The sequence below is a fragment of the Nonomuraea fuscirosea genome (assembly GCF_003001935.1).
In the GTDB taxonomy this organism is placed as follows: domain Bacteria; phylum Actinomycetota; class Actinomycetes; order Streptosporangiales; family Streptosporangiaceae; genus Nonomuraea; species Nonomuraea fuscirosea.
On sequence record NZ_PVNG01000001.1, the window covers coordinates 508,228 to 530,219 of the forward strand.

The window sequence follows — 21,992 nt, forward strand, 5'->3', positions numbered from 1 at the left end:
TTGAAAGCCACTACCGGGCCGCTGCGAAGCGGCCCGTCCCCGTCACTTCGCCGATCTACGCGCGAGTACGGCCGCCGCCAGCGGCGTGTTGGGCCCCGCCGCCAGGATCAGCTCCTCCTGCAACCGCCGCCTGGCCGCCGGCGTGAGCCGGTGGAACTGCGGCCCCGGCACGTAGCCGCCCGCCTCCTCGCCCGCCTTGACCTGCCCGATCAGCCCGGCGTGCCGCAGCGAGCGCAACGCCGCCTCCAGCTCGCCGATCGGCAGCTGGGTGTGGCGGCGCAGCTCGTCGACCGGGGTCGGGTGCGGCGACAGCCACGAGTCCTCAGGCAGCAGGCCCTCGGCGCGCGGGATGGCGACGGAGTGCACGAGCACGAGCGTCAGCACCGCCCGCTCGCTCACGCCCAGGCTGGTGGTGCCCTCGGCACCGCCCAGCTCGGCGGCGACCGCGTCGTCGTAGCCGGAGGTCCAGCGCTCACGGTGCTGGATCAGCGTACGGCCGCGCCGGGCCAGCATCTCGCCCAGCGTGTGGCGCAGCGCCGGATCGCGCAGGGCCGCGAACCGCACCTCCGGCACCGGCTCCGCCGCGTGCTCGACCGCCATGAACGCCGCCACGAGCTCGGCCCGCCGCCGCTCGTCGTAACCGCTGAGCAGGTCGTCGAACTCGGCCGCCCCGCCCTCGGCCCGGCCCCCGGCCCCGGCGGGCGCCGGAGGATGCGGGCCCGCCACGGCCACGATGTCGGCGTCGCCGACCACGGTCAGCTCGGGCCGCTCGGGCTCGGGCAGCCGGCGTACGAGCTCCTGCAGCTGCGCGTGCGACTCCACCGGCCACAGCGCGCAGCGCGGCCCGAGCAGCACCACGCCGTCGTCGACGATCACCCAGGCGGAGTCGTGCAGCCGCCGCAGCGCGCCGCGCGCCCAGTTGCGCATCAGGTCGTCGGTGCGGCCGATCAGCTCGCGGTAGGTGTCGAGCACCAGCTCCACGGAGGCGGGCTCGCCCGGCCACGGATCCACCGACAGGTCGCGCCAGCAGCACTTGAGCACCGCCGCCAGCACCCGCCTGGTCTCCCCCGACCGCTCCACGGAGACGGGCGGCACCTGGTGCTCGTCGAGGAGGGACGGCGTCACCCCGTCGGGCCACACGGGCACGGCCTCGCCGGTGGAGTCGGGCCGGGTCAGCCGCAGCATGCCGGGAGCCGCCGCCACCCCGGCGCCGAGCCGGGCCGGCCCGGCCGCGCGCACCCGCGCGTGGGCGAGCGCGTACGCCTGCCGATCGACGCTCATGAGACCCGCTCCAGGTAGCCGTGGGAAAGCCACGCGGGCTCGCGCTCGGGATCGACGCTCAGCCCGTCGGACCAGGCCAGCCGGTAGGGCAGCTCGGGCCGCAGATCGACGGTGGTGAGGTCGGCCAGCACGCGCCGCGCGGAGGGCCAGTCGGAGCCGAGCACGTCGGCCAGCGCGACCCGGTCGGCCTCGCCCAGCAGCGACTCGGCCATCAGGGTCAGCCGTTCGAGCGCCGCGCCGGGCGAGGAGTCGAGCGAGGACTCGGGCCCGGGGTCGGGCAGGTTGGAGCGCGGGGGAGTGGGCTGGGCAGGGGCCGGGCGCGGGGCCTCGTCGACGGCGCGGGCGACGGCGGCCGGATCGTGCCACGGCGCGGGCGCGTCGAAGACGAACCCGTCGAGCACCGCCGCCAGCCGCTCCCTGGACGCCGTCTGCGCGAACGTCCGCCACGTCTCCGTCGGCAGCAGGGTCAGGTTGCGCGTGGTGCCCGCCGAGTCGGCCAGGCGCCCGGCGGCGCGGCGGGAGGCGTCGCTGTAGGCGTAGATGGCCGCCCGCAGGTCGGTGCAGGTCCGGTCGAGCTCCGGCCATCGGGTCAGGATCGTGCCGTGCAGGCTCTGCGCCCGGCGCGCGATCTCCTCGGTGCCCCACAGCTTGGGCGCCTGCTCGCGCAGCTCCTCGATCGTGCCCGTGGTGAGGGTGATCAGCTCGAGCGCCCACAGCCGGAACGCCCGCGCCAGGTTGAGCGCGCTCTGCCTGGCCTCCTCCATCGTGGTGCGCGGATCGGCGACGTTGAGGTCTTCGAGCGCGAGCAGCCGGTGCATCTCCGACTGCCCGCCGTCGTCCATCATCCGCCGGATGAACATCAGCCCCACCACACTGGTGAACGAGGCGCGGTAACGCAGCTGGTTGGGCTTGGGGAACACCTCGCGGATCGCGCCGAGCCCCTTGAGCACCCGCAGCCGGTTGTCGAACTGGTCGGCGGGATGGGCCCGGCAGGCGAAGCGCATCTGCTCGTGGGTCAGCCACTCCTCGCCGGCCTCCGCGAACGCCGCGAACAGCGTCTCGGCGATGTCGACCAGGGCGGGATCGTCGACCACCGCCCCGCTGTCGCGGGCCAGCGCGGCGAACATGCGGCGGTAGGTCGACAGGACCGCCTCGTCGGTGAGGACGGAGTCGAGGGTCAGGGGCTGTTCGGACACGGGCACTAAGGTACGGCTTCACACCGACACTCTTGGCACGCTCGCACCGAGAGCCCCGAAGGAGCTCAGGAGAACCCCAGGTATACCAGCCAGTACGTACGCGTACGGGACGCCTGGGCGCTAGGGTGATGCCCGATAACACGGGGGCGAAACGCTAAGTAATCGTACAAACCGGGGTGAGTGACGGGTGCGCATGCTCCGAGGCGATCGAGCAACGGCACTGATCGCCGCCGCGGTGGCCGCGATCCTGGTCGCCGTGGCGGCGTGGCTGGGCGTGGGCGTGTCGAGCGCCAACCCCAAGCTGGCCGACGTCGGCGCCTGGCTCTGGACCAAGGCCAGAGGCAAGATCGTGCACGTCAACGGCCTGTCGGGCGAGGTGGACGGCTACCTCAACGACAAGGCGGGCCGTCAGCTGCGGGTGGTGCAGGACGGCGGCGACGTGCTGCTCGTCGACGACACGACCGGCTACGTCAGCCGGGTCGAGCCGAGCCAGCTCAGCGTGGCCGAGACCCGCGACTTCGGCGCGGCCGGGCTGCAGCTGGCCGTGTCCGGCGGCACGGGGTACGCGGTCGATCCCGCGAGCGGCAAGATCCAGCAGATCAACCCCGCCACGCTCGACACCGTCGGCGCCGCGCTCACCCTGCCCGCCCCGCTCGGCGCGGCCCGCATCGACGGCGGCGGCCGCCTGTGGGTGCCCGTCACCGCCAGGGGCGAGGTCGTCCCGGTGGCCGAGGGCACGGCGGCGGCCCCGGTCAAGGTCGGAGAGCCCGGCGAGGAGCTGTCGGTCACGATCGCCGGCGGCCTGCCCGTCGTCGTCAACAGCCGCGCGGCCACCGCCACCGTCATCGGGTCCGACGGCGGCGTCGGCCAGATCACCCTGCCCAAGGGCGTCTCCCAGGCCGCCAGGGGCGGCGCGCTCGCCCCCGCCGCCACCGAGGGCTCGCTCGTGCCGATCCTGACGCCCGGCGACTCCGGGCTGCTCGTGGTGATCGACACCGCCTCCAACGCCGTGCTCAGCACCAAGCTCGGCACCGGCGACCCGGCCGCGCTCGGCACGCCGCAGGTGCTCGGCTCCAAGGTGTACGTGCCCGACCAGGCCGCCGGCTCGCTGATCGTCTGGGACAGCGCGGACGGCGGCCGCCCCACCACGCTCAGGGTGGCCCAGGATCCGGGCCCGGTGGACGTGTTCGTCAAGGACGGGCTGCTGTGGGCGAACGACGAGAACGGCGACAAGGCCATCGTCATCGACCCGGAAGGCCGCAAGCACGACGTCGACAAGGACGACTCCGACGTACCGGGGCCGACCAACACCCCCAAGCCCAAGCAGACGCCGCGCTCCGACCCGACGCGGACCGACACCCCGCCGCAGCCCGACCACGTCGAGACCACCACGCGGGCCCCGGTCCCGCCGACACGCGAGCCCACGCGCGAACCCACCACTGGGCAGCCGACGCGGACACCGACGCGGACCCCGTCCTCGACCCCCACACCCACATCCACACCCACGCAGAGCGCGCCGGCGCCGCCCGGCGGCGTCACCGCCAGGTCGGGGCCGGGCAAGGTGACCGTCACCTTCAGCCCGTCCGCCGGCGGCAAGGTCGAGCGGTACACGCTCAAGTCCTCCGGTGACGGCAGGTCCGTGCCGCAGTCGGTGGACGCCGACGGGCCGTTCCGGTTCGAGTTCACCGGCGGCAGTTGCAGCGGCGAGTACACGTTCACCGTGGTCGCGCACTGGCAGGGCGGCGAGGTCGAGTCCGAACCGAGCGCGGGGGCCAAGCCCTGCGTGGCGCCGGGCTCGCCGACCGGATTCGCGGCCAAGGCCAGGAATCGCGGCGCCGAGCTCACCTGGAACGCCCCCGAGGGCGCCGACGACGCCACCACGTACGAGCTGACCGGCGCCGCGACCAACGACGCGATCAAGGGCACCACGTTCACCGTCGAGGGACTGAAGAACAACCAGAAGCACTCGTTCAAGCTCAAGGCCAGGAACGCGGCGGGAGAGAGCCCCGACGTGGCCACCGCCGAGGTGGACCTGGCCTACCCGAAGCAGCAGTACAAGAACGCCAGCAACGACGACACCAACACGATCATCAGGACCGGCCCGTCGGCCGGTGACAAGGCCGGAACGATCCCGCAGGGGCAGTACATCACCCTGACCGTGATCTGCCAGGTCAAGGGAGCCTCGTACACCGACTCGTCCACCGGCAAGACCAGCGACATCTGGAACCGGATCGAGAGCCAGTACGGCAACGGCTACCTGAACGACACCCTGGTGGCGACTCCGGACGGAGGCTTCCCCGAGGGGCCGCTGTTCGAGTGCACCGACTGAGAAGGGGAACTCAGTTGAACCAGTACAACTACGGGGACCAGTTCGAGCAGACCGCACAGCCGTACCAGCAGCAGCCGCAGGTGCCGCAGCAGCAGGTCGCCCAGCAGCAGCCCGCGCAGCTGGCCGGCCAGTTCGCCCAGCGGTTCCAGCTGCTGGCGAGCAACATCGAACGCATCATCCGCGGCAAGCACGAGGCCATCGAGCTGGCGCTGATCTGCCTGTTCGCCGAGGGACACCTGCTGGTCGAGGACGTGCCCGGCACCGGCAAGACCACGCTCGCCCGCTCCGTCGCGGCCAGCGTGGACGCGGAGTGGCGGCGCATCCAGTTCACGCCCGACCTGCTGCCCAGCGACATCACCGGCGTGTCCATCTTCAACCAGGCGCACCAGAAGTTCGAGTTCCACCACGGGCCCGTCTTCGCCAACATCGTGCTCGCCGACGAGATCAACCGCGCCTCGCCGAAGACGCAGGCCGCGCTGCTGGAGGTCATGGAGGAGCGCCGGGTCACGGTGGACGCCGAGCCGCATCCGGTGCCCAGGCCCTTCCTCGTGGTCGCCACGCAGAACCCGGTCGACATGGACGGCACGTACCCGCTGCCCGAGGCCCAGCTCGACCGGTTCCTGATGAAGATCTCCGTCGGCTACCCGGACCACGTGTCGGAGGTCGAGGTGCTCAAGGGCATGCCGACGGGGCCGCAGGTCGAGCGGCTGCCGGTGGTGGCGCGCGCCTCCGACGTGGCCGGGATGATCGACTTCGCCTCGCGGATCCACGTCGCCGATCCCGTCTACGACTACATCGTGGCGCTCTGCGGCGCCACCCGTACCAGCCCCCATCTGCGGCTGGGCGCCAGCCCGCGCGGCAGCCTGGCGCTGCTGCGCGCGGCCAGGGTCAAGGCCGCCGCGGCCGGACGGCACTTCGTCGTGCCCGAGGACGTCAAGGCGCTGGCCGTGCCCGTCCTGGCGCACCGCCTGATCCTCACCCCGGAGGCCGATCTGCGCGAGGTCACCGCCGCCGCCGCGCTCGGCGAGATCCTCGCCGGGATGCCGGTGCCGCAGGCGGCGTAGGGTGCGGCTCATGGCGGTGCTGACGCCGCTCGGGCGCGGCACGCTGGCCGGCGCCGTCGTCCTGTACGCGGCCGGGTTCGCGCTCGGCTACCCCGAGCCCGTCGTGCTCGCCACGGGCGCCCTGCTCGCGCTGGCCGCCGCCTTGGCCTGGACCGCGCCGAAGCCGCGGCTGGAGGTGCACAGGGAGGTCACGCCGGTCAAGGTGCCGCGCGGCGAGGCCGCGGTGGCCGTGCTGAACGTGGCCAACCTCGGCGGCCGCGGCCTGTCCGGGCTGCGCGCCCAGGACCGGATCGGGGCCGACGAGCACACCGTCGACCTGCCCAGGCTGCCCAAGGGGGCGACGCGGACGGTGTCGTACCCGCTGCCGACCGGCACCCGGGGGGAGATCCCGGTGGGGCCGCTCGCGCTCGTGCGCGCCGACCCGTTCGGGCTGACGCGCCGCGTGCGCGAGTACGGCCGGCCCGTCACCCTGCTCGTCCGGCCCCGCACGGTCCCCCTGTCCGTCCCGCCGTCCGGCAAGGCCCACCACCTGGAGGGCCCCACCAGCGACAACGCGCCCAGCGGCACGGTCACCTTCCACACCCTGCGCGAGTACGTGGTGGGCGACGACCTGCGTCACGTCCACTGGAGGTCGAGCGCCCGCACGGGGACGCTGATGGTGCGCCAGCTCATCGACGCCAGCCTGCCGACGACGACGGTCCTGCTCGACACGCGGGGGCTGACGGAGCCGGCGGTGGACGCGGCCGCCTCGGTCGCGGTGGCCGCCGCCCGGGCCGGCTTCCCGGTACGGCTCCGCACCGACGCCGGGCCCCTGCCCGACACCAAGTCGGACGCGGAGGCGGTCCTGGACCGGCTCGCCCTGGTCCAGGCGCGCACGTCGGGAGCCGCCGGCGCTTCGGGAGTCACGGAGGCGCTGCGGACGGCGCGGGGCGGGGGATCGCTGGTGCTGGTGACGGGGGACCCGGCTGAGGTGGGGCGGGCCGCGGGAGTGCGGCGCCGCTTCGACCGGGTCATCTGCGTGTACGTCGGCGCCGGCCCCGCACCGGCCGCGCCGCCCGGGGTGTCGCTGGTACGCGTCTCGTCACTGGAGGAGTTGCCGGTGGCGTGGGGCGCCCGATGACCGATCAGACCCTCGGCGGCCCACCCGGCCCCGTACCGCCGCCCGGGTACGGGCCTCCGCCTGGTGCCGTCCCTGGGCACGGGCCGGTGGGCGGCGTATCCGCTCATGAGGCGGCGCCGGTGGGCGCGCCCGGTTCAGGTGGGCACGGACCTGGGGCGGCACCAGCCGGTGGACCCGGCGGCGGCGCGGCGTCCGGCGGCCTGGCCGGCGGCGAGCGGGCGGCGGGCTCGCGGTCGTCCCGGCACGACCGTGCCGGGTCCAGTCGGCGCACCCGGCGGGCCGCGACCGGCGGCGACCGGCGCGCGGACACCCAGGACGGCGGCGACCGGCGCGCGGACACTCGGGAGGGCGGCGAGTGGCGGGGGCGCGGGGCGGACGGGCCCGGGTGGCGGTGGGCGGCCGGGCTGGGGGTCGTGGCGGCGACCGCGGCCGTGGCCGGATGGGGGTTCCACCGGGTCTTCCCGTCGGACGGGCTGCTCCTGGCCGTCGTCCCCGCCGCCGTGGCCCCCGCCGTCGTCGCCGCGCTCGTCCGCCGCCGCCCGCTCTGGCTGGCCCTGGCCTTGGACGTGCTGCTCTGGCTGGCCGGCACCGTCCCCCTCTACCAGGCACTCACCCCCACGGTCCTGGCCGACGTGGGCAACGCCTGGCACGCCCTGCTCACCACCCTCCTGCCCGCCCAGCCGGAACCCCGGTTGCTGGTCCTCGTGCACACCCTGGTCTGGGCCGCCGCCACCATCGGCGCGGAGATCCTGACCCGTACCAGAACCAAGATCGTCGCCGCCCTGCCCGCCCTCGCCGTCTACGGCGTGGCACTGCTGCTCGGCGTGGACGGCGAGGGCTCCAATCTCCCGGTCGCCGCCGCGCTCTTCGTACTGACCGCCGCCCTCGCCCTCCTGCGCGACGGCCGCTCGCCCGTCTGGCTGCTCACCGGCCTTCCCGCGGCGGCCGCCCTGGCCGCGCTGGCGCTGGTGGCGGGCCCGCTGCTGCCGATGGCGGCGCAGCCGTACAACCCCAGGAACGACGTCGAACTGCCCCCGCCGGCCCGCGTGGACAGCGTCAGCCCGCTCGACCGCGTCTCCGCGTGGCTGCAGATCCCCGACCGCGACCTGTTCACCGTCAGGGCCGACAAGCCGCAGAACTGGCGGCTGGCCGTGCTCGACCGGTACGACGGCGTCCGCTGGACCTCGAGCGCCCGCTTCCAGCCCACCGGCGGCCGGGTCCCCGAGGGCGAGTGGACGGGCGCGGCGGACGTCGTCCACCAGAAGGTGACGTTCGGTGGCCTGCCCGGCACCTGGCTGCCCGCCGCCGAACGCCCCGAGAACGTCACCGGCGTACGCGGCCTGGCGGTGGACCCGGGCAGCGGTGCCCTGCTCACCACCGGTGGCAAGCCGGGCAAGGGATTCGGTTACCAGGTGACCTCGCGCGTGCCCAAACCGTCCAAGGAGGACCTGCTCGTCGCCACGCCCGTACGCGACCCCGCCCTGACCGCGTTCCCCGCAGGCCCGCAGGAACGGCTGTTCCGCCGGCTCGCCCAGCAGGCCGTCAAGGGCGCCGACGCGCCCATCAAGCAGGCTTACCGCCTGCAGAGTTACCTGCGCACCAACGCCAGTTACGACGTCACCGCCCCTCCGGGGCACTCGCTCAAGGGGCTGGAGTTCTTCCTGCAGACCACTCACCGGGGGACGTCGGAGCAGTTCGCGGCCACGTTCGCGCTCATGGCAAGAACCCTCGGGCTGCCGTCACGGGTGGTCGTGGGGTTCCGGCCGGGGCAGGCGTCCGGCGGGGCTTATCACGTCAAGTCGGGACATGTGATGGCGTGGGCGGAGATCGAGTTCGAAGGGCTGGGCTGGCGGCCGTTCTATCCGACGCCGGGACGCAGCGGGGCCAAGGACGACCACGAGGTCGTCTCGTCGGCGATCGAGGAGAGCGAGGAACTGGAGGGGGAGTTCGCCAAGGGCGGCAGCGACCGGTCACGGCGGTCCGAACCGCAGGCCACGGGGAACGGCGAGCAGGACGGCTCCGGCCCGCCGGTCTGGGTGATCGCGGCGGTGGCGGCGGGCGGCCTGCTCGTGGCGTACGGCGTCGTGATCGTGGTGGTGCCGTGGCGGCGCAGGCGCGGCCGCCGTCTGGCGCCGGGCCCGGAGCGGCGGGTGCTCGGGGCGTGGCGGCAGACGTGCGACGACCTGGGGCTGCGGGGTGAGCCCGCGCTGACGGCGGAGGACGTGCTGTCCCGCCAGCCCGCCGACATCTCACCGCATCTCCGGCCGTTGGCCGAAATTTCGAACTTCGTCCGGTACGCCCCCGAAGCCGGTACCGACACGGCGGCCACAGAAGCCTGGCACCACAGCGACGCCATCCGCCGGATCGTCCGCGCCCGCACCCCCTTCACCATCCGCCTGCGCGACCGTCTGCTGCTGCGATAACCGATGAGAAGCGTCGAGGCCCAGCTCCTGCACCGCCCTCCCGGCCTGACGGCGGGCGAGATCGTCCGGCGCCTGACGGCCGTCCAGGCCCAGGACGTGCCCTCCGCCCTGCTCGCCTTCCGGGCTCGCTCCGCCACCCTCACCAGGGCCGACGTCGAGGCCGCCGGACAGGCCCGCGAGCTCGTCAGGACGTGGGGCCCGCGCGGCACCCTCCACCTCGTGCACGCCGAGGACCTCCCCTGGATCCACGCCCTCACCAGCAGCGCCACGAACGCCCGGCGCCGCCTGGCCGAGGAGGGCGTCACCGGCGACGACCTGCTCGCCCTCATCGACCGCGCCCTCGCGGGCCGGGGCCCGCTCACCAAGGCCGAACTGGAGGAACGTCTCGCGGGCCGGGCCCGCGGTCAGGGCGTCGTGCACCTGGTGGCGCTGGCCGCCCACCACGGGCTGGCCGTACTCGGGCCGTCCCGCGCGGGCAAGCCCACGTACGTCCACGCCGCCGACTGGCTCGGCGCGCCCATCACGCCCGAGCCCGACCGCGACCGCGCACTGAAGGAACTGGCCGTCCGCTACCGCCGCGCCCACCACCCCGCCGACCCCGAGGACCTGGCCGCCTGGTCCGGCCTCCCGCTCGGACAGGCCCGCCGCGCCTGGGCCATGAGCGCCGCCCCCGCGCCTGTGCCACGTACGGCCCCTTTCGTCCGGCTCGCCCCCGCCTTCGACGAATACCTGATGGGCTGGCGCGACCGGACGCCGATCCTGGCCGCCGAGCACGCGCGGAAGGTCTTCCCAGGAGGCGGCATCCTGCGGCCCGTCGTGCTGGTGAACGGCCTGATCCAGGGCGTGTGGACGCGGAAGGGCACGCGCGCGAGCGTGGAACCGTTCGGCGACCTTCCCGGGGAGATGCTCGACGCGGAGATCACCGACGTCCACCGCTTCCTCAGCGTGGAGACGCGGGCGTGAAGCCGAATCGGCCTATCGGGTGATTAGTCATGAGCACCGATCCACCGGAAGGTTGCACATGACAGGGGAGAGCATCGCGGCCATGATGCCCTGGGCGGCCCGCGCGCCGGGAAAGCTCGCGGACGAGGCGGCGTTCGAGGCGGCGTTCGACGCGCACTTCGGCGAGATCCACGCCTACGTCGCCCAGCGCGTCGGCCCCGACCACGCCGAGGACATCGTGGCCGAGACCTTCCTCACCGCGTTCAGGAAGCGCGCCCAGTACGACCCGTCCCGCGCGGGGGTGCGGGCCTGGCTGTACGGCATCGCCACGAACCTCGTCGGCAAACACCGCCGCCTGGAGGCCCGCACCCTGCGCGCGCTCGTCCGCTGCGCCCCCGACACCGACGCGCCGGGACACGAGGAGACGGTCGCCGTACGGGTCAGCGCCCAGAGCCTGCGGCCGGAACTGGCCGCCGCCCTGGCCGGGCTGAACCGGGGCGACCGCGACGTCCTGCTGCTGGTCGCGCTGGCCGGGCTCGGCCACGACGAGATCGCCACGGCGCTCGGCATCCCGTACGGCACCGTCTGCTCCCGCCTGAACCGGGCCAGAAGGAAACTGCGGGCGCTGCTCGGGGAGGTGGCCGTCCATGGATGAGCTGATCCGCGACCTGTACGGGACGCCCCGCGAGGACCCGCGGGCCCGGCAGCGGGTGTGGCGCAAGGTGACGGCCAGACGCCGGCGCGCGCGGCTGACCTGGATGGCGATCCCCGTCACCGCGGCGCTGACGGCGATCCTGCTGACCGTGCTCCCCGCCGCCGACCCGCCGCCGGTCCCCGGCCGCTCGATCCTGCTGACGGCCGCCGCCTCCGCCGCGTCCAGCGGATCCGCGGGTGCGTACTGGCACGTCAGGAAGCAGCGCGACGGCGGCCCTGAGACCGAACTCTGGGTGAACGCCCGAGGCCGGGCCTGGACCGCCGAGCGCGGGCGGGTCAGCCGCGTCACCGGCCGGCCGCCGTTCAGCCTGGCCGGGCGCGGCATGACGTACGAACAGATCCGGGCCCTGCCCGCGGAGGCGGGCGCGCTGCGCGACCAGGTGGCCGCCCTGTTGCCCGACGGCTCACGCGGGCTGCTCGCCGACGCGCTCAGCGGCCTGCTGTGGACCAAGCCGTCGGCCCCCGGCGTGCGCGCGGCCGCGTACCGGGCCCTGGCCGACCTGCCCGAGGTCCGCTACCTGGGGGCCGCCACGGACCCGCGGGGGCGCGGCGGGGAGGCGTTCGCCTACGGGCTGCCCTCCGGCGTGCGGCGCACGTTGATCATCGACCCGGCGTCCTCGCAGGTGCTGTCCAGCGTCGACAGCGGTCAGGGCGGCCGCTCGGAACTCGTCCTGACCGCCGGCTGGACCGACCAGGCCCCTCCGAACCTCCCCTGACCCGCGCCTCCTCACCCGCCGCGCACGTGTGACTTCAGCGCGTGTGACCCCGGCCCGGCCATAGGGGTGGCGGCCTCGCCCTGGGCCTGAGGCATATGCCGGTCAATTCACCCTTTGGAGCATGACGACGTGTTCTGGCGTGCCCGCTCGACCTCAGGCAAGGCCATCTGCCTGAGCGATCAGTTCCCCGGAATCAAGGTGGAGGAGGTGATGCGCGGCCAGGTGACCTTCGTCGGCCTGCCACCGGTAGAACTCGGCACCGGCGAGATCGACTGGACCGCGAACCCGCACGGCAACCGTTCCTGGGCGCTCAACCTGCACACGCTGCGCTGGATGGGGCGGCTGGTCGGCGCGTACGAGCAGGGCGGTGATCGAGCCTGCCTCGACCGCGCCGCCGACATCACCACCCAGTGGCTGCGCGCCAACCCGAGAGGCGGCGCCGGCGTCAGCCCGTGGGCGTGGGCCGAGCACGCCGTAGCGCTGCGCGCCCCCGTCCTGGTGTGCCTCAGCGAACACGTCCGGACGCCCGCCCTGTGGGACTCCCTGGCCGAGCACGGGGAGGTCCTGGCCGACCCGGCGCTCTACCGCGAAGGCCACAACCACGGCCTGGACCAGGACATCGCCCTCCTGGTCGTGGGCTGCCGCCTGGGCCGGGCCCGCTGGCGTGACCTGGCCGTACGCAGGATGACCGGCTCCGCGGAACGCGCCATCGACGCCCAGGGCGTCCTGCACGAACAGGCTCCCCGCTACGGCCTCTACGTCCACCGCCGCCTCGGCGTCGCCCTGCGCGCCATCCGCGAGAGCGGCACCGAGCCCCCCGAACGGCTGCTGGCCAGACGGCGCGCCCTGGAGACCTACGTGGCCCACGCCACCCAGCCCGACGGCCGGCTCGTCCCCATCGGCGACAGCCCCGCCGACACCCGCGCGGACGGCTTCCCCCACGAGGGACCGACGGTGCGGGTCTTCGACGGGGGTTACGTCTTCGGCCGAACCGCCTGGGACGACCCGCACTCCGCGTACTACTCGATCAGATTCGGCCCCGGCCGCCGCCTGCACGGCCACGAGGACCACCTCGGCATCACCTACGCCGCCCAGGGCCGCCGCATCCTCGTGGAAGCCGGCTTCCACTCCTACGAACGCACCGGCTACGTCGACTGGACCCGCTCACCCGAAGCCCACAACGTCCCCATCCCCACCACCGGCACCTTCCGCCCCGGCACCCCCACCCACCTCCTCTCCTCCTCCATCACCCCGGCCACCCAGTCCTTCACCCTCACCGACGACGCCTACGGCATCCGCAGAACCCGCCACATCGTGATCAACCACGGAACGGATTGGCTGGCAGTACACGACACCGCCGACTCAGGCACCCTACGCGCCACCTTCCACCTCGACCCTTCCCTCAAGCTTCTGTCCCGGGGCGACGGGGCGGTGGTCCTGGGCGACGACACAGGCTTCCGCGTCACCCTCCTGCATTTCCCGGGAGAGGGGGAGTCGATACGGCCCGGGCTGGTCTCCACCGGTTACCTCCGCACCGCTGAGAACATCACCGTCCTGTCGCCGGAGGCACAGAGCGTCCTGACGGTGATCGTGCCGCAGGACGGTCGTTGCGGGCCCATGGCTTGTGGTGAACGTCGGCGATGCCCATCACTTGCGTCGGTCCAGAAGGACGGGCTTGAGCTGGCGAAATATTTCGGTCGCATCCGCCAATGAATCACGGCCAGGCGCGCCCTCCGCAATACTGACGGTAAGAAGGCGCTGGTAGTCAGGCGTCCACCCGTAGACGCTGGCGATGGTCTGGTTCTCGTCGTTCTTCCGCCGGGCTGTGAAGCCTGGCCCCAGTGTCGCGGGCAGGTCATTCCCTTGGCTCACCGTTTTAGTGTTCTCCAGATCTTCCGCGCTGTCCGAAGAAGGGTCGAAGACTTCGATCAAGAGCCCCCTCTTGTCTTCTTGGCCGGACTCTTCATGCACGGAGCAGGATGCGAAGCGCTGTCCCTTGTCCATTTTCGTGCCGTAGGCGGTGTAGTGCTTGAGGCCGGTGGCAAGAGTGATGGTTCTCGCTGAGATCAGGCCACATTCCCGGGGTGCGGAGGTGACATTTCCCAGTGGACGATTGTCCGGTGATGGAGCGGGTGCTGAGGAGCATGCCGCGGTCAAAGCGAAGCCGGCGAGCAGCGCAGCCGTCAATGGTGCCGTTCTCATGAACCGTGCCCAGAATAGTACTTTTCAGCGTCCTTGAAGCCGATAGCGATGGATTCGCTTGGCTCGCTGAAGACGCGGCCGATGGCATTCACGCCCAGCCACTCCTCGTAGCTATCCTGTTGGCTGGTATTCATATCCGTCCAGGAGACAAGCTCTCCATTTCGGAGGAAATGTCCGTCCGAGTCGGTTCGGAAGTCCTCGTAATGATAAGGATGAGTTTTCGCCGGTGTGGATGCGTCGCCGAAAAGACCATGGCGCATCATTGCGGCGATGGTGAGGTCGGTGAACATGTGCTTTGCGGTGCCGAGCGCTGTGTCCGCGTCTGCGCGAGCGCGCCTCTCATTATTCGATTTGATCTCTCCGAAGATCTTTCTCTTGGCTTCGTCGATCAGGAGTCCGAAGAACTTGCCTTGCGGGCATGGCGCCAGCCCGGCCACTTTCTCGGTTATCTCCTTGAAGATGGCGAAACGGGTGTCACCTTGCTTGGCTGAGTCGATGTCGGCAATATTGGCCGCATCGGTGATCACCCAAGTTGTCATGCTGAGGTTGCGCGCCGCTTGAGCGAACTCGCCGCCCGCTCCGCCGCTCATACGGGCTTCGAGCAGCTTCTGGCGCGTCGCCGATGCCTGGTGTTCCGTGGCTTCCGGATGTGCTTTCTTCCAGGCCGCGAAGCTGATCGCCACTTCATTCGCTATTTTAGCGCCCAGTTCGTCCATCATTTCGGTGGAGTACAGTGCATGTGCGACGGCCGCGGTCTTGAACGTTTCCTCGTCCTCGAACGCCCACGTCATGCCCTGTTTCAAATCCGCGGCGTTGAACTTGGCTCCATAGGGTTCCGCGCCGATCAGGTTCTTATCGGCGTCCCGTGCTGTCATGACGCCCGGCAACCGTTCCGTGAACGCGCGTATGTCGCGGTGTAGGTCCCCCGTGTACTGGGCCAAGATCGTGCCGAGGTGGCCGCGGGTGTTCGGGAGGTTCTGCTGGACTTTCGGGTCGCTCCAGAAGTGGACCGCCCATGAGGCGATCAGTGCGGACTTGTAGCCGCGTGAACCCCCCGGTGGCAGGTCGTGATCGCGGAACTCCGTGCCGGCCGCCTCGATGGCCCAGCCGAGTTCCGTGTCGGCGTCACCGTCCCACGGGTGCCGCCGCATCAGGTACGCCAGCGGTCGCCGCTGCGGGTCGGTGAAGAAGTCCTGGGCGACGGTGGGATGGTGGGCGAGGGCGGTCAGGGCGGCGCCCATGGGGCTGAGGTCGCCGGGTGCCGCGTCTCTCGGGCCGGGCAGTGCCCAGGGGTCTCGTGGGAGGCTCGGGTCCGGTGGGTGGGCCAGGTCCTTGTCGTACAGCTTCTGGACCACCGTGAGCAGGAACGTGTGGTCGAACTCCGCGTCCTGGAGCAGCCTCTTCACCGCGAACGCGTCCTGCCTGTTCTCGATCCCGTCGACCAGCTGGTCGGCGTAGCCGTCCGGCAGTCTCAGCCGGCCCGCGCCCCGTGAGGCGGTGCCGAGGATGGTGCTGAGCATGGTGAGGAGCCTGTCCTGGGTGATGACGTCGCGCTGGAGCGGGCGGGCCGAGGCGGAGAGGCCGGCCCCGTAGAGGGCGTTGATCAACGCCTTCAGCTCGCGCGGCGGTATCTCCGTCGCGAAGGCCATGGCGAAGTACGGGTCGTTCTTGTGCCGCTCGATCTCGGCCACCAGGTGCGGATCGAGGGAGTGGCTCGCGACCTGGTCCCGTAGCTGCGTGGCCAGGGTCTTGGCGGAGGCCGCGCCCTCGGCGGGTGAGCTGGACAGCCAGGGTGATTCGTCGGCCCAGAGGGTGCCGCCCGTGCCGGAGGTACGGTCCGGTTCGGCGAGGATGAGGTCGAGGCGGCCTTGGAGCGAGGGGATCAGGTCGCTCATCTGACGGCCGATGTCGCGCAGCGGCGACGGGCCCCACAGGTGGATGCCCAGCGACGTCAGCGCCCGCTCCACCTGGCGGTCGACGTCCGGGATCATGCCGCTGACCCGCTTCATGCCGTCGATCAGGCGGGTCATCAGCGCGGGATCGATGCCGACCATGGGGCTCATCGAGAAACTCCCGCGGTGCCCTGGTCGCTCGGCTGGAGTGAGTCCAGGAGGGACAGGGCGCGGGTGAAGCGGTCTCTGAAGCCGCGGTCCCAGGCGCGCAGGTCGGCGGCGAGCCGGTCTCCGGACGCGCCTTTGAGTGCGCCGTCGTCCACCAGGCGGATGAGCGCGGTCACGTCATTCACGTGATAATCGCGCAATTCCTCAATGTGCCGCCGGGCGGCGTCGATCTGTTCCCGCGTCGCCATCATCGCCTGATCTCATTCGTCCTGTGGAACGGGCACACCGGGCCGATGGAATGGTAACCGGAGGCCGGCCGCGGAGTGGAGTGGATCAGGGGATTGCAGAGAAAGAGCCATCGGGGAGGTGCCGCTTGTCGGGCGGGCGTGTCTGTTTATGGGTTTTAGGTGTTATAGCGTGGCAAATGCTAAATCGGGGGAGAATCTACAGCCAGTTGCGGCGTTTGAAGACCCTATGGAGGACCAGGCAGACGGCGCCCATCAGGACGATGGCGAACGGGTAACCGAACACCCAGTGCGTCTCCGGCATGAAGTCGAAGTTCATCCCGTAGATGGTGCCGACCAGAGTGGGGGCGAAGAGGATGGCGGCCCAGGCGGAGATGCGCTTGACCTCCTCGCCCTGCTGGATGCTGGCCTCCGTCATGCGGGCCATCTCCGCGTTCTGGGCCTGGGTCACCAGGGTGGAGTTGACGATCAGGATGTTCTGCAGCATCTGCCGGAACGAGGAGATGCGCTCGGTCACGGTGATCGCGTGGTCGGTGACGTCGCGCAGGTAGCTCTGGAGTTCTTCGGTCACCCCGTATTTCCGCGCCCCCGCGATGAAGCCGTTGATCATGTCGGTCAGGGGCGCCGTGGCCCGCTGGAACTCGATGACCTCGCCGGAGAGCTCGTACACGCGCCGCGACACCGACGGGTCGCCGCTGAAGACCTCGGCCTCGATCTCCTCGATGTCCTTCTGCAGCCCGGCCACCACCGGCGCGTATCCGTCGACGACGGCGTCGAGGAGCGCGTACAGGACGGCCTGCGGGCCCTGGCGGAGCAGGTCGGGGTCGGACTCCATGCGCCGGCGCACGGCCACCAGGTCGGGGGCCTCCGCGTGGCGTACGGTGATGACGAAGTTGGGGCCGACGAAGATGTGCAGTTCGCCGAACGCGACCTCCTCGGCCGCGTCCAGGTAGCGTGCGGCGCGCAGCACGACGAACAGCGTGTCGCCGTAGCGGTCGGCCTTGGGCCGCTGGGAGCCGACGATGGCGTCTTCGAGCGCCAGCTCGTGCAGCTCGAACTCCTCGCCGAGCTTGACCAGCTCCCACTCCTTCGGCCGGTAGAGCCCGATCCAGGCCATGGCGTCGGGCATCTGCTTGAGGCGGTCGAAGGCGTCGGCGAGCGAGCCGGGGTTGTCGACCCGCTCGCCGTTCTGGTAGATCGCGTTGTCGATGACGGTGGGACGGTAGGGGGGCTCGTCGCCGGCTCGCGGGTCCATCGAGTGTTCCGGCGCTTCCTCGCGTACGTCCGCGCCGCGCCTGAACCCCTTCACCCTGGCCATGAAGCCTCCCTGACGACTGTGACTATGACGGACGGAACTCGTCGAGCTGCTGGCTGGCGCGGTCTCTGATGGTCTTGCGCCACATCGGCGTCCAGCCGAACAGCAGCCCGTGGGGTCTGCCCAGCGCCATCTTCGACCACCGCTTGAAGTCGAACTCGTCGTGGTGGCGCACGATCAGGTCGTCCTCGAACCTGAACAGCGCGTCGATCTCGTTGACGACCTCACGCCCGGTGCTGGAGAAGGTGTAGCGGGCGGTCCAGTGAGCGGTGCCGCTACGGTCGTCGGCGGTGACATCCCGGTATTCCGACTTCAGCCCGTCACGAACGCCGAGCTGCAGCCGCCACATCCTCATCACCCGGTCCCGCCCTTCGACCTCCTGGAAGATGGGATCGCCGAAGCTGACCTCAGGGTGGTAGCAGCGCTCCATGGCCGCGTAGTCCGCGCGCCCCAGAGCGTCGTAGAAAGCGCTGATGAGCGCCACGTGCCGATCGTTCACCCCTCTATCGAATCACGGCCGCACCGTTGTCCCAGCACACAGCCCGCAACCAGGCATCGCCGAGATCAAGGCGTTCCAGGGCGTCGAGCTGATGGACATAGGGGTACGGAATGGTCGGGAAGTCGCTGCCGAGCACCACCTTCCCCGCCAGACCCAGATCAAGCAGCGCGGGCCGCAACCGATCGGGGAACGGCATGCCCGGCTCGCTGAACTCGGTGAACGCCATCGTCGTGTCCAGCATCACCCGCTCGTGGCGCGCGGCCAGGTCGAAGAACGGGTCGTACTCGGGCATCCCGAGATGAGCGATCACCACGCGCAGCGCCGGATGCCGGCGCAGCACCTCGCCGATCGGCTCCGCCCCGACGTGACCGCCCGGCACGGGTACGGAGCTCGCGTGCACCACCACCGGCACCCCGGCCTCGGCCAGCAGCCCCCACACCCCGTCCAGTTCAGGCGCACGCGGATCGAACCCGCCCACCTGCAGATGCACCTTGAAGATCTTGACCCCGTCCGCCAGCGACCGCCGCACGTATCCGTCGACCCCAGGCTCGGGGTAGAAGGTCGCCGACGGGAGACAGCCGGGTGTACGCCGGGCGAACTCCAGCGTCCAGGCGTTCAGATCGGAGGCCATGCCGGGTTTGTGCGCGTACGCGAGGGCGGGGAACGTGCGCACGCCCATCATCCGCAGCCGCTCGACCCGGCGCTCGACCGGCCACCGGTAGGCGATGTGCCAGCCGTTGCCCATGAGCGGCCCGCCGTGGGCGAAGTGGTGCCACACCCGGCGCTCCATGCGTTCGGGCAGGAAGTGCACGTGCAGGTCGATCAGGCCGGGCAGCCCCAGCTCGCCCCACCAGCCGGGCACCCGCGCGTCGGATTCGGGCTCGTCGAAGGAGGTCCCGTCCGGCACGCTCTCTTCCGGCGTAGCCGGGGGCGTGGCTCCGGGTGAGGGCCCGCGCGCAGCTGAGGGCGTAGCCGAGGGTGCGGCTGAGGGTGCGGCTTCTTCGGGCACGGTGCCGACCCTACCGACGGGCTCCCGCGACCGGCAGGCCGCCACTCTCCGGCCCCCGCCGGTGGTCATCCCACAGGGTCGTCCACCGGTGGCCCGCCGATCTCCGCCGATCGGTTCATGCCGGCCGGAAATCCCTGGCTTCACGGGCTCCGGGGAGCAGGCCGAGCGGTTAGGGTTTCTCCTCGATGGACAAGTTCTGGGCCCACCTGATCGCGGTTCAGCCCGACCCCGATCCCTGGGTGGTGGGCGTCTCGGCGCTGGCCGCCCTGCTGATCGTCGGGTTCCGCATGCCCTGGCAGGTGTCGCGCGGCCTGATCACGATCGCCCACGAGGGCGGTCACGCCTTGATGGCCCTGCTCACCAGGCGCAAGCTCGAAGGCATCCGGCTGCACTCCGACACCTCGGGTGTGACCCTGACCAGGGGTCGGCCCACCGGTCCCGGCATGGTGCTGACCGCGCTCGCGGGCTACCTCGCGCCGCCGTTCCTCGGGCTGGGCGCCGCGTGGATGACCGAGCAGGGGCGCATCACCCTGCTGATCTGGGGCGTGCTGCTGCTCCTGGTCTGCATGCTGCTGCTGATCCGCAACCTGTACGGCGCGCTGATCCTCCTGGTGACCGGCGGCGCGGTGTTCGCGCTGATCATGTACGCGCCGGCCGACGTGCAGCAGGTCGTGGCCATGGTGGCGGCCTGGTTCCTGCTCTTCGGCGGCATCCGGCCGATCATCGAGCTGCAGCACAAGCGGCGCAGGCGGCAGGCCAGAGACTCCGACGCCGACCAGCTCGCCCGGCTGACGTTCCTGCCCGGCGGGTTCTACGTGTTCTTCTTCCTGCTGGTCGCGGTGGTGTCCGTGCTCTTCGGCGCATACCTCATGAACCCCCTCTGATCCCGCTATTTCGCACTAAACTCCACAGCAACAGGGGGAGATGACGTGCTGCCAGTCGAGGACGCCCCGGGCTACCGGGTACTCGATCAGGCGGGTCAGGGCGGATTCGCCGTCGTGTACCGCGCCTACCAGGAGCGCCTCGACCGCGTCGTGGCGCTCAAGGTGCTGTCCGTCGATCGGGTCGACCAGCGCACGATGCGCAGGTTCCAGCGCGAACTGCAGCTCACCGGCCGCCTCACCGGGCATCCGAACGTCGTCACCGTCTTCGACACGGGCGTGACCAGCTCGGGCAAGCCGTACATCGCGATGGACTTCTTCGAGAACGGCTCCCTGCGCGACAAGGTCCGCAAGGAGGGGCCGCTGCCGGTGTCCGAGGTGCTGCGGGCGGGCGTCAAGCTCGCCGGCGCGCTGGCCGCCGTACACGAGGCCGGGGTGCTGCACGGCGACATCAAGCCGCAGAACATCCTCATCTCCCGGTACGGCGAGCTCGCGATCGCCGACTTCGGCGTGGCCAGGGTCGTGGACTCCTCGGAGATCTCGGCCACCTCGCAGGCGTTCACCCCGCTGCACGCCGCGCCCGAGGTGCTCACCGGACAGCCCCACTCGGCGTCGACCGACATCTACTCGCTCGGCTCGACCCTCTACCACCTGCTGGCCGGCCGGCCCGCCTTCCACAACCCGGCCGACCCGTCGATCGCGCCGCTGATGTACCGCGTGCTCAGCGTCGAACCGCCGCCGATCAACCGCCCGGACGTGCCGCGGGCGGTCTTCGAGACCGTCGTACGGGCGATGTCCAAGCAGCCCGAGTCCCGGTACGGCTCCGCGCGCGAGCTGGCCAGGCGCCTCCAGGCGGTGCAGGCGGACCTGGGCCTCCCGGTCACCGACCTGCTCGGCCAGGACTCCGGCCCCGCTGCCGCCACCGGCGGTCACCCGTCCCAGACCGGCGGCGGCCTACCTTCTACGGGCCACCACCTGCCGCAGGGCGGCGCCCTCCCCACCACAGGCCGGCATGCGCCGCAGGGCGGTGGTGCTCAACCCGTCGCCGGCCAGCACCCGCCGCAGGGAGGGGGCGCCTTTCCCGCCACGGGCAACCATCCGGCGCAGGGAAGCGGCGCTTTCCCCGCCACGGGCAGCCAGTTGCCGCCCTTCCCGCAGCAGGCCACCGGCCAGAGCGAGGCGACGCCCGACACGGCCGCCGCCGCGTCGGCGCAGGCGTACACGGCGCCCGGCCGGCCGGACGACCTGCGGTGGAGCCCGGAGTACTCAGCCTCCCGTCAAGCCCAGCCCGGCTCGGCACAGCCCGGCCCGACGCAGCCCGGTCCAGCCCAGCCCAGCCAAGCCCAGCCGGGCCCCGTACACCCCCACTCCGCGCCGCAGTTCGGCCCTGCCCAGGCCCAGCACGCGCAACAGCCCACCTACCCCCCGGCCCAGCCCTCCACAACCCCGCAGAACCCGGTCCAGCCGGGCGCCGGGCACCGGAAGCCGGCCGGTTCGGAGAGCGCCACCCGCGTCAGGAACGGCATCCTGGTCGGCGGCGCGGTGGCGGTGGCCGTCACCGGCGGCACCGTGCTGGCGGTCTACCTGTCGCTTCAGCCGCCCTCCGACCCCCGGACGACCCCGGCCACCAGCACGGCCGCGCCCCGGCAGCAGCCCGAGAAACAGACCTCCATCGACAAGCGCGAGGTGGCGGCCCTGGCACCGCGCCAGGTGAAGGCGGCGGCCGACCAGGGGGCGTTGGTGGAGCTGCGCTGGACCCTGCCCGCCGGCGCCCGCGACTATCCGGTGGTCCTGCAGCGCTCTCCGATCAAGGAGGGCGAGCAGGCGATCACCGCGCTGAGCACGGGCGCCACCTCGGCCCGGGTGGCGGGCCTAGACCCGAACCGCGGCTACTGCTTCCTGGTCGGCGTGCCGCTGCGGATCTCGGAGAACTCCACGGTGGCCTGGTCGGCGCCGTACTGCATCAGGGGCGCACGCGCCGAACAAGGTCAGTGAC

General features: G+C 71.7%; 18 protein-coding genes. 10 read left to right on the top strand and 8 right to left on the bottom strand.

Annotated features, from left to right (window positions below):
* Positions 1–42: 42 nt before the first annotated feature.
* Both B0I32_RS59565 and B0I32_RS02300 read right to left on the bottom strand, forming a co-directional pair.
* Positions 43–1,281 carry a hypothetical protein gene (locus B0I32_RS59565; protein WP_245955492.1) on the bottom strand — a complete coding sequence of 413 codons (1,239 nt, stop codon included), beginning with the start codon at positions 1,279–1,281 and terminating at the stop codon, positions 43–45.
* Complete coding sequence (locus B0I32_RS02300; protein WP_106234854.1) at positions 1,278–2,477, bottom strand: hypothetical protein; 1,200 nt, start codon at positions 2,475–2,477, stop codon at positions 1,278–1,280. The genes B0I32_RS59565 and B0I32_RS02300 overlap by 4 nt, the downstream gene beginning before the upstream one ends.
* A gap of 193 nt (positions 2,478–2,670) precedes the next feature.
* Between B0I32_RS02300 and B0I32_RS02305 the strand changes: the two genes are divergently transcribed.
* The 8 genes from B0I32_RS02305 (at position 2,671) to B0I32_RS02340 (ending at position 13,498) form a co-directional block, all read left to right on the top strand.
* On the top strand, positions 2,671–4,806 hold the full coding sequence (locus tag B0I32_RS02305) for a fibronectin type III domain-containing protein (RefSeq protein ID WP_425438080.1): 2,136 nt from the start codon (positions 2,671–2,673) through the stop codon (positions 4,804–4,806).
* A gap of 14 nt (positions 4,807–4,820) precedes the next feature.
* On the top strand, positions 4,821–5,870 hold the full coding sequence (locus B0I32_RS02310; RefSeq protein WP_245955493.1) for an AAA family ATPase: 1,050 nt from the start codon (positions 4,821–4,823) through the stop codon (positions 5,868–5,870).
* Positions 5,871–5,880: 10 nt separating this feature from the next.
* Entirely contained in the window at positions 5,881–6,990 is a 1,110-nt protein-coding gene (locus B0I32_RS02315) for a DUF58 domain-containing protein (RefSeq protein WP_219911603.1), read from the top strand.
* Entirely contained in the window at positions 6,987–9,413 is a 2,427-nt protein-coding gene (locus B0I32_RS02320; RefSeq protein ID WP_146178010.1) for a transglutaminase TgpA family protein, read from the top strand. Before B0I32_RS02315 ends, B0I32_RS02320 begins: the two co-directional genes overlap by 4 nt.
* A gap of 3 nt (positions 9,414–9,416) precedes the next feature.
* Positions 9,417–10,376, top strand: coding sequence for a winged helix DNA-binding domain-containing protein (locus B0I32_RS02325; protein WP_106234465.1), 960 nt, complete (start codon positions 9,417–9,419; stop codon positions 10,374–10,376).
* Between the two features lie 58 nt (positions 10,377–10,434).
* Complete coding sequence (locus B0I32_RS02330) at positions 10,435–11,010, top strand: RNA polymerase sigma factor (protein WP_245955495.1); 576 nt, start codon at positions 10,435–10,437, stop codon at positions 11,008–11,010.
* Positions 11,003–11,785 (top strand): hypothetical protein, encoded by a 783-nt coding sequence (locus tag B0I32_RS57405; protein WP_106234467.1) that lies wholly within the window; start codon positions 11,003–11,005, stop codon positions 11,783–11,785. The genes B0I32_RS02330 and B0I32_RS57405 overlap by 8 nt, the downstream gene beginning before the upstream one ends.
* A 129-nt stretch (positions 11,786–11,914) precedes the next feature.
* Complete coding sequence (locus B0I32_RS02340) at positions 11,915–13,498, top strand: heparinase II/III domain-containing protein (RefSeq protein WP_245955497.1); 1,584 nt, start codon at positions 11,915–11,917, stop codon at positions 13,496–13,498.
* On the opposite strand, the gene B0I32_RS56295 is transcribed toward B0I32_RS02340, so the two are convergent.
* From B0I32_RS56295 to B0I32_RS02365, 6 genes are all read right to left on the bottom strand, one after another.
* Positions 13,433–13,972, bottom strand: a complete 540-nt coding sequence (locus B0I32_RS56295; RefSeq protein ID WP_146178011.1) for a hypothetical protein — start codon at positions 13,970–13,972, stop codon at positions 13,433–13,435. The genes B0I32_RS02340 and B0I32_RS56295 overlap by 66 nt on opposite strands.
* Positions 13,973–13,983: 11 nt before the next feature.
* Complete coding sequence (locus tag B0I32_RS02345) at positions 13,984–16,050, bottom strand: hypothetical protein (protein WP_146178012.1); 2,067 nt, start codon at positions 16,048–16,050, stop codon at positions 13,984–13,986.
* A complete protein-coding gene (locus tag B0I32_RS02350) occupies positions 16,047–16,298 on the bottom strand; it encodes a hypothetical protein (RefSeq protein WP_106234470.1) in 252 nt (83 codons plus the stop codon). The genes B0I32_RS02345 and B0I32_RS02350 overlap by 4 nt, the downstream gene beginning before the upstream one ends.
* Positions 16,299–16,491: 193 nt before the next feature.
* Positions 16,492–17,610, bottom strand: a complete 1,119-nt coding sequence (gene corA / locus B0I32_RS02355; RefSeq protein WP_106234472.1) for a magnesium/cobalt transporter CorA — start codon at positions 17,608–17,610, stop codon at positions 16,492–16,494.
* Between the two features lie 22 nt (positions 17,611–17,632).
* Positions 17,633–18,106 carry a nuclear transport factor 2 family protein gene (locus B0I32_RS02360; protein WP_106234474.1) on the bottom strand — a complete coding sequence of 158 codons (474 nt, stop codon included), beginning with the start codon at positions 18,104–18,106 and terminating at the stop codon, positions 17,633–17,635.
* Between the two features lie 4 nt (positions 18,107–18,110).
* Entirely contained in the window at positions 18,111–19,013 is a 903-nt protein-coding gene (locus B0I32_RS02365; RefSeq protein WP_245955499.1) for an amidohydrolase family protein, read from the bottom strand.
* Positions 19,014–19,300: 287 nt separating this feature from the next.
* Between B0I32_RS02365 and B0I32_RS02370 the strand changes: the two genes are divergently transcribed.
* Positions 19,301–19,999, top strand: coding sequence for a M50 family metallopeptidase (locus B0I32_RS02370; protein ID WP_106234475.1), 699 nt, complete (start codon positions 19,301–19,303; stop codon positions 19,997–19,999).
* 45 nt (positions 20,000–20,044) lie between these two features.
* Positions 20,045–21,991: a serine/threonine-protein kinase gene (locus B0I32_RS02375; RefSeq protein WP_106234477.1), complete on the top strand. Its 1,947-nt coding sequence runs from the start codon at positions 20,045–20,047 to the stop codon at positions 21,989–21,991.
* The last annotated feature ends 1 nt before the right edge of the window (position 21,992 follow it).

Excerpts from the sequence above, each read along its gene's own strand:
- B0I32_RS57405 (WP_106234467.1), top strand. The coding sequence starts at position 11,003 with ATGGATGAGCTGATCCGCGACCTGTACGGGACGCCCCGCGAGGACCCG.
- B0I32_RS02305 (WP_425438080.1), top strand. The coding sequence starts at position 2,671 with ATGCTCCGAGGCGATCGAGCAACGGCACTGATCGCCGCCGCGGTGGCC.
- B0I32_RS02350 (WP_106234470.1), bottom strand. The coding sequence starts at position 16,298 with ATGATGGCGACGCGGGAACAGATCGACGCCGCCCGGCGGCACATTGAG.
- B0I32_RS02330 (WP_245955495.1), top strand. The coding sequence starts at position 10,435 with ATGACAGGGGAGAGCATCGCGGCCATGATGCCCTGGGCGGCCCGCGCG.
- B0I32_RS02370 (WP_106234475.1), top strand. The coding sequence starts at position 19,301 with ATGGACAAGTTCTGGGCCCACCTGATCGCGGTTCAGCCCGACCCCGAT.
- corA (WP_106234472.1), bottom strand. The coding sequence starts at position 17,610 with ATGGCCAGGGTGAAGGGGTTCAGGCGCGGCGCGGACGTACGCGAGGAA.
- B0I32_RS02320 (WP_146178010.1), top strand. The coding sequence starts at position 6,987 with ATGACCGATCAGACCCTCGGCGGCCCACCCGGCCCCGTACCGCCGCCC.
- B0I32_RS02345 (WP_146178012.1), bottom strand. The coding sequence starts at position 16,050 with ATGAGCCCCATGGTCGGCATCGATCCCGCGCTGATGACCCGCCTGATC.
- B0I32_RS02315 (WP_219911603.1), top strand. The coding sequence starts at position 5,881 with ATGGCGGTGCTGACGCCGCTCGGGCGCGGCACGCTGGCCGGCGCCGTC.
- B0I32_RS02325 (WP_106234465.1), top strand. The coding sequence starts at position 9,417 with ATGAGAAGCGTCGAGGCCCAGCTCCTGCACCGCCCTCCCGGCCTGACG.
- B0I32_RS59565 (WP_245955492.1), bottom strand. The coding sequence starts at position 1,281 with ATGAGCGTCGATCGGCAGGCGTACGCGCTCGCCCACGCGCGGGTGCGC.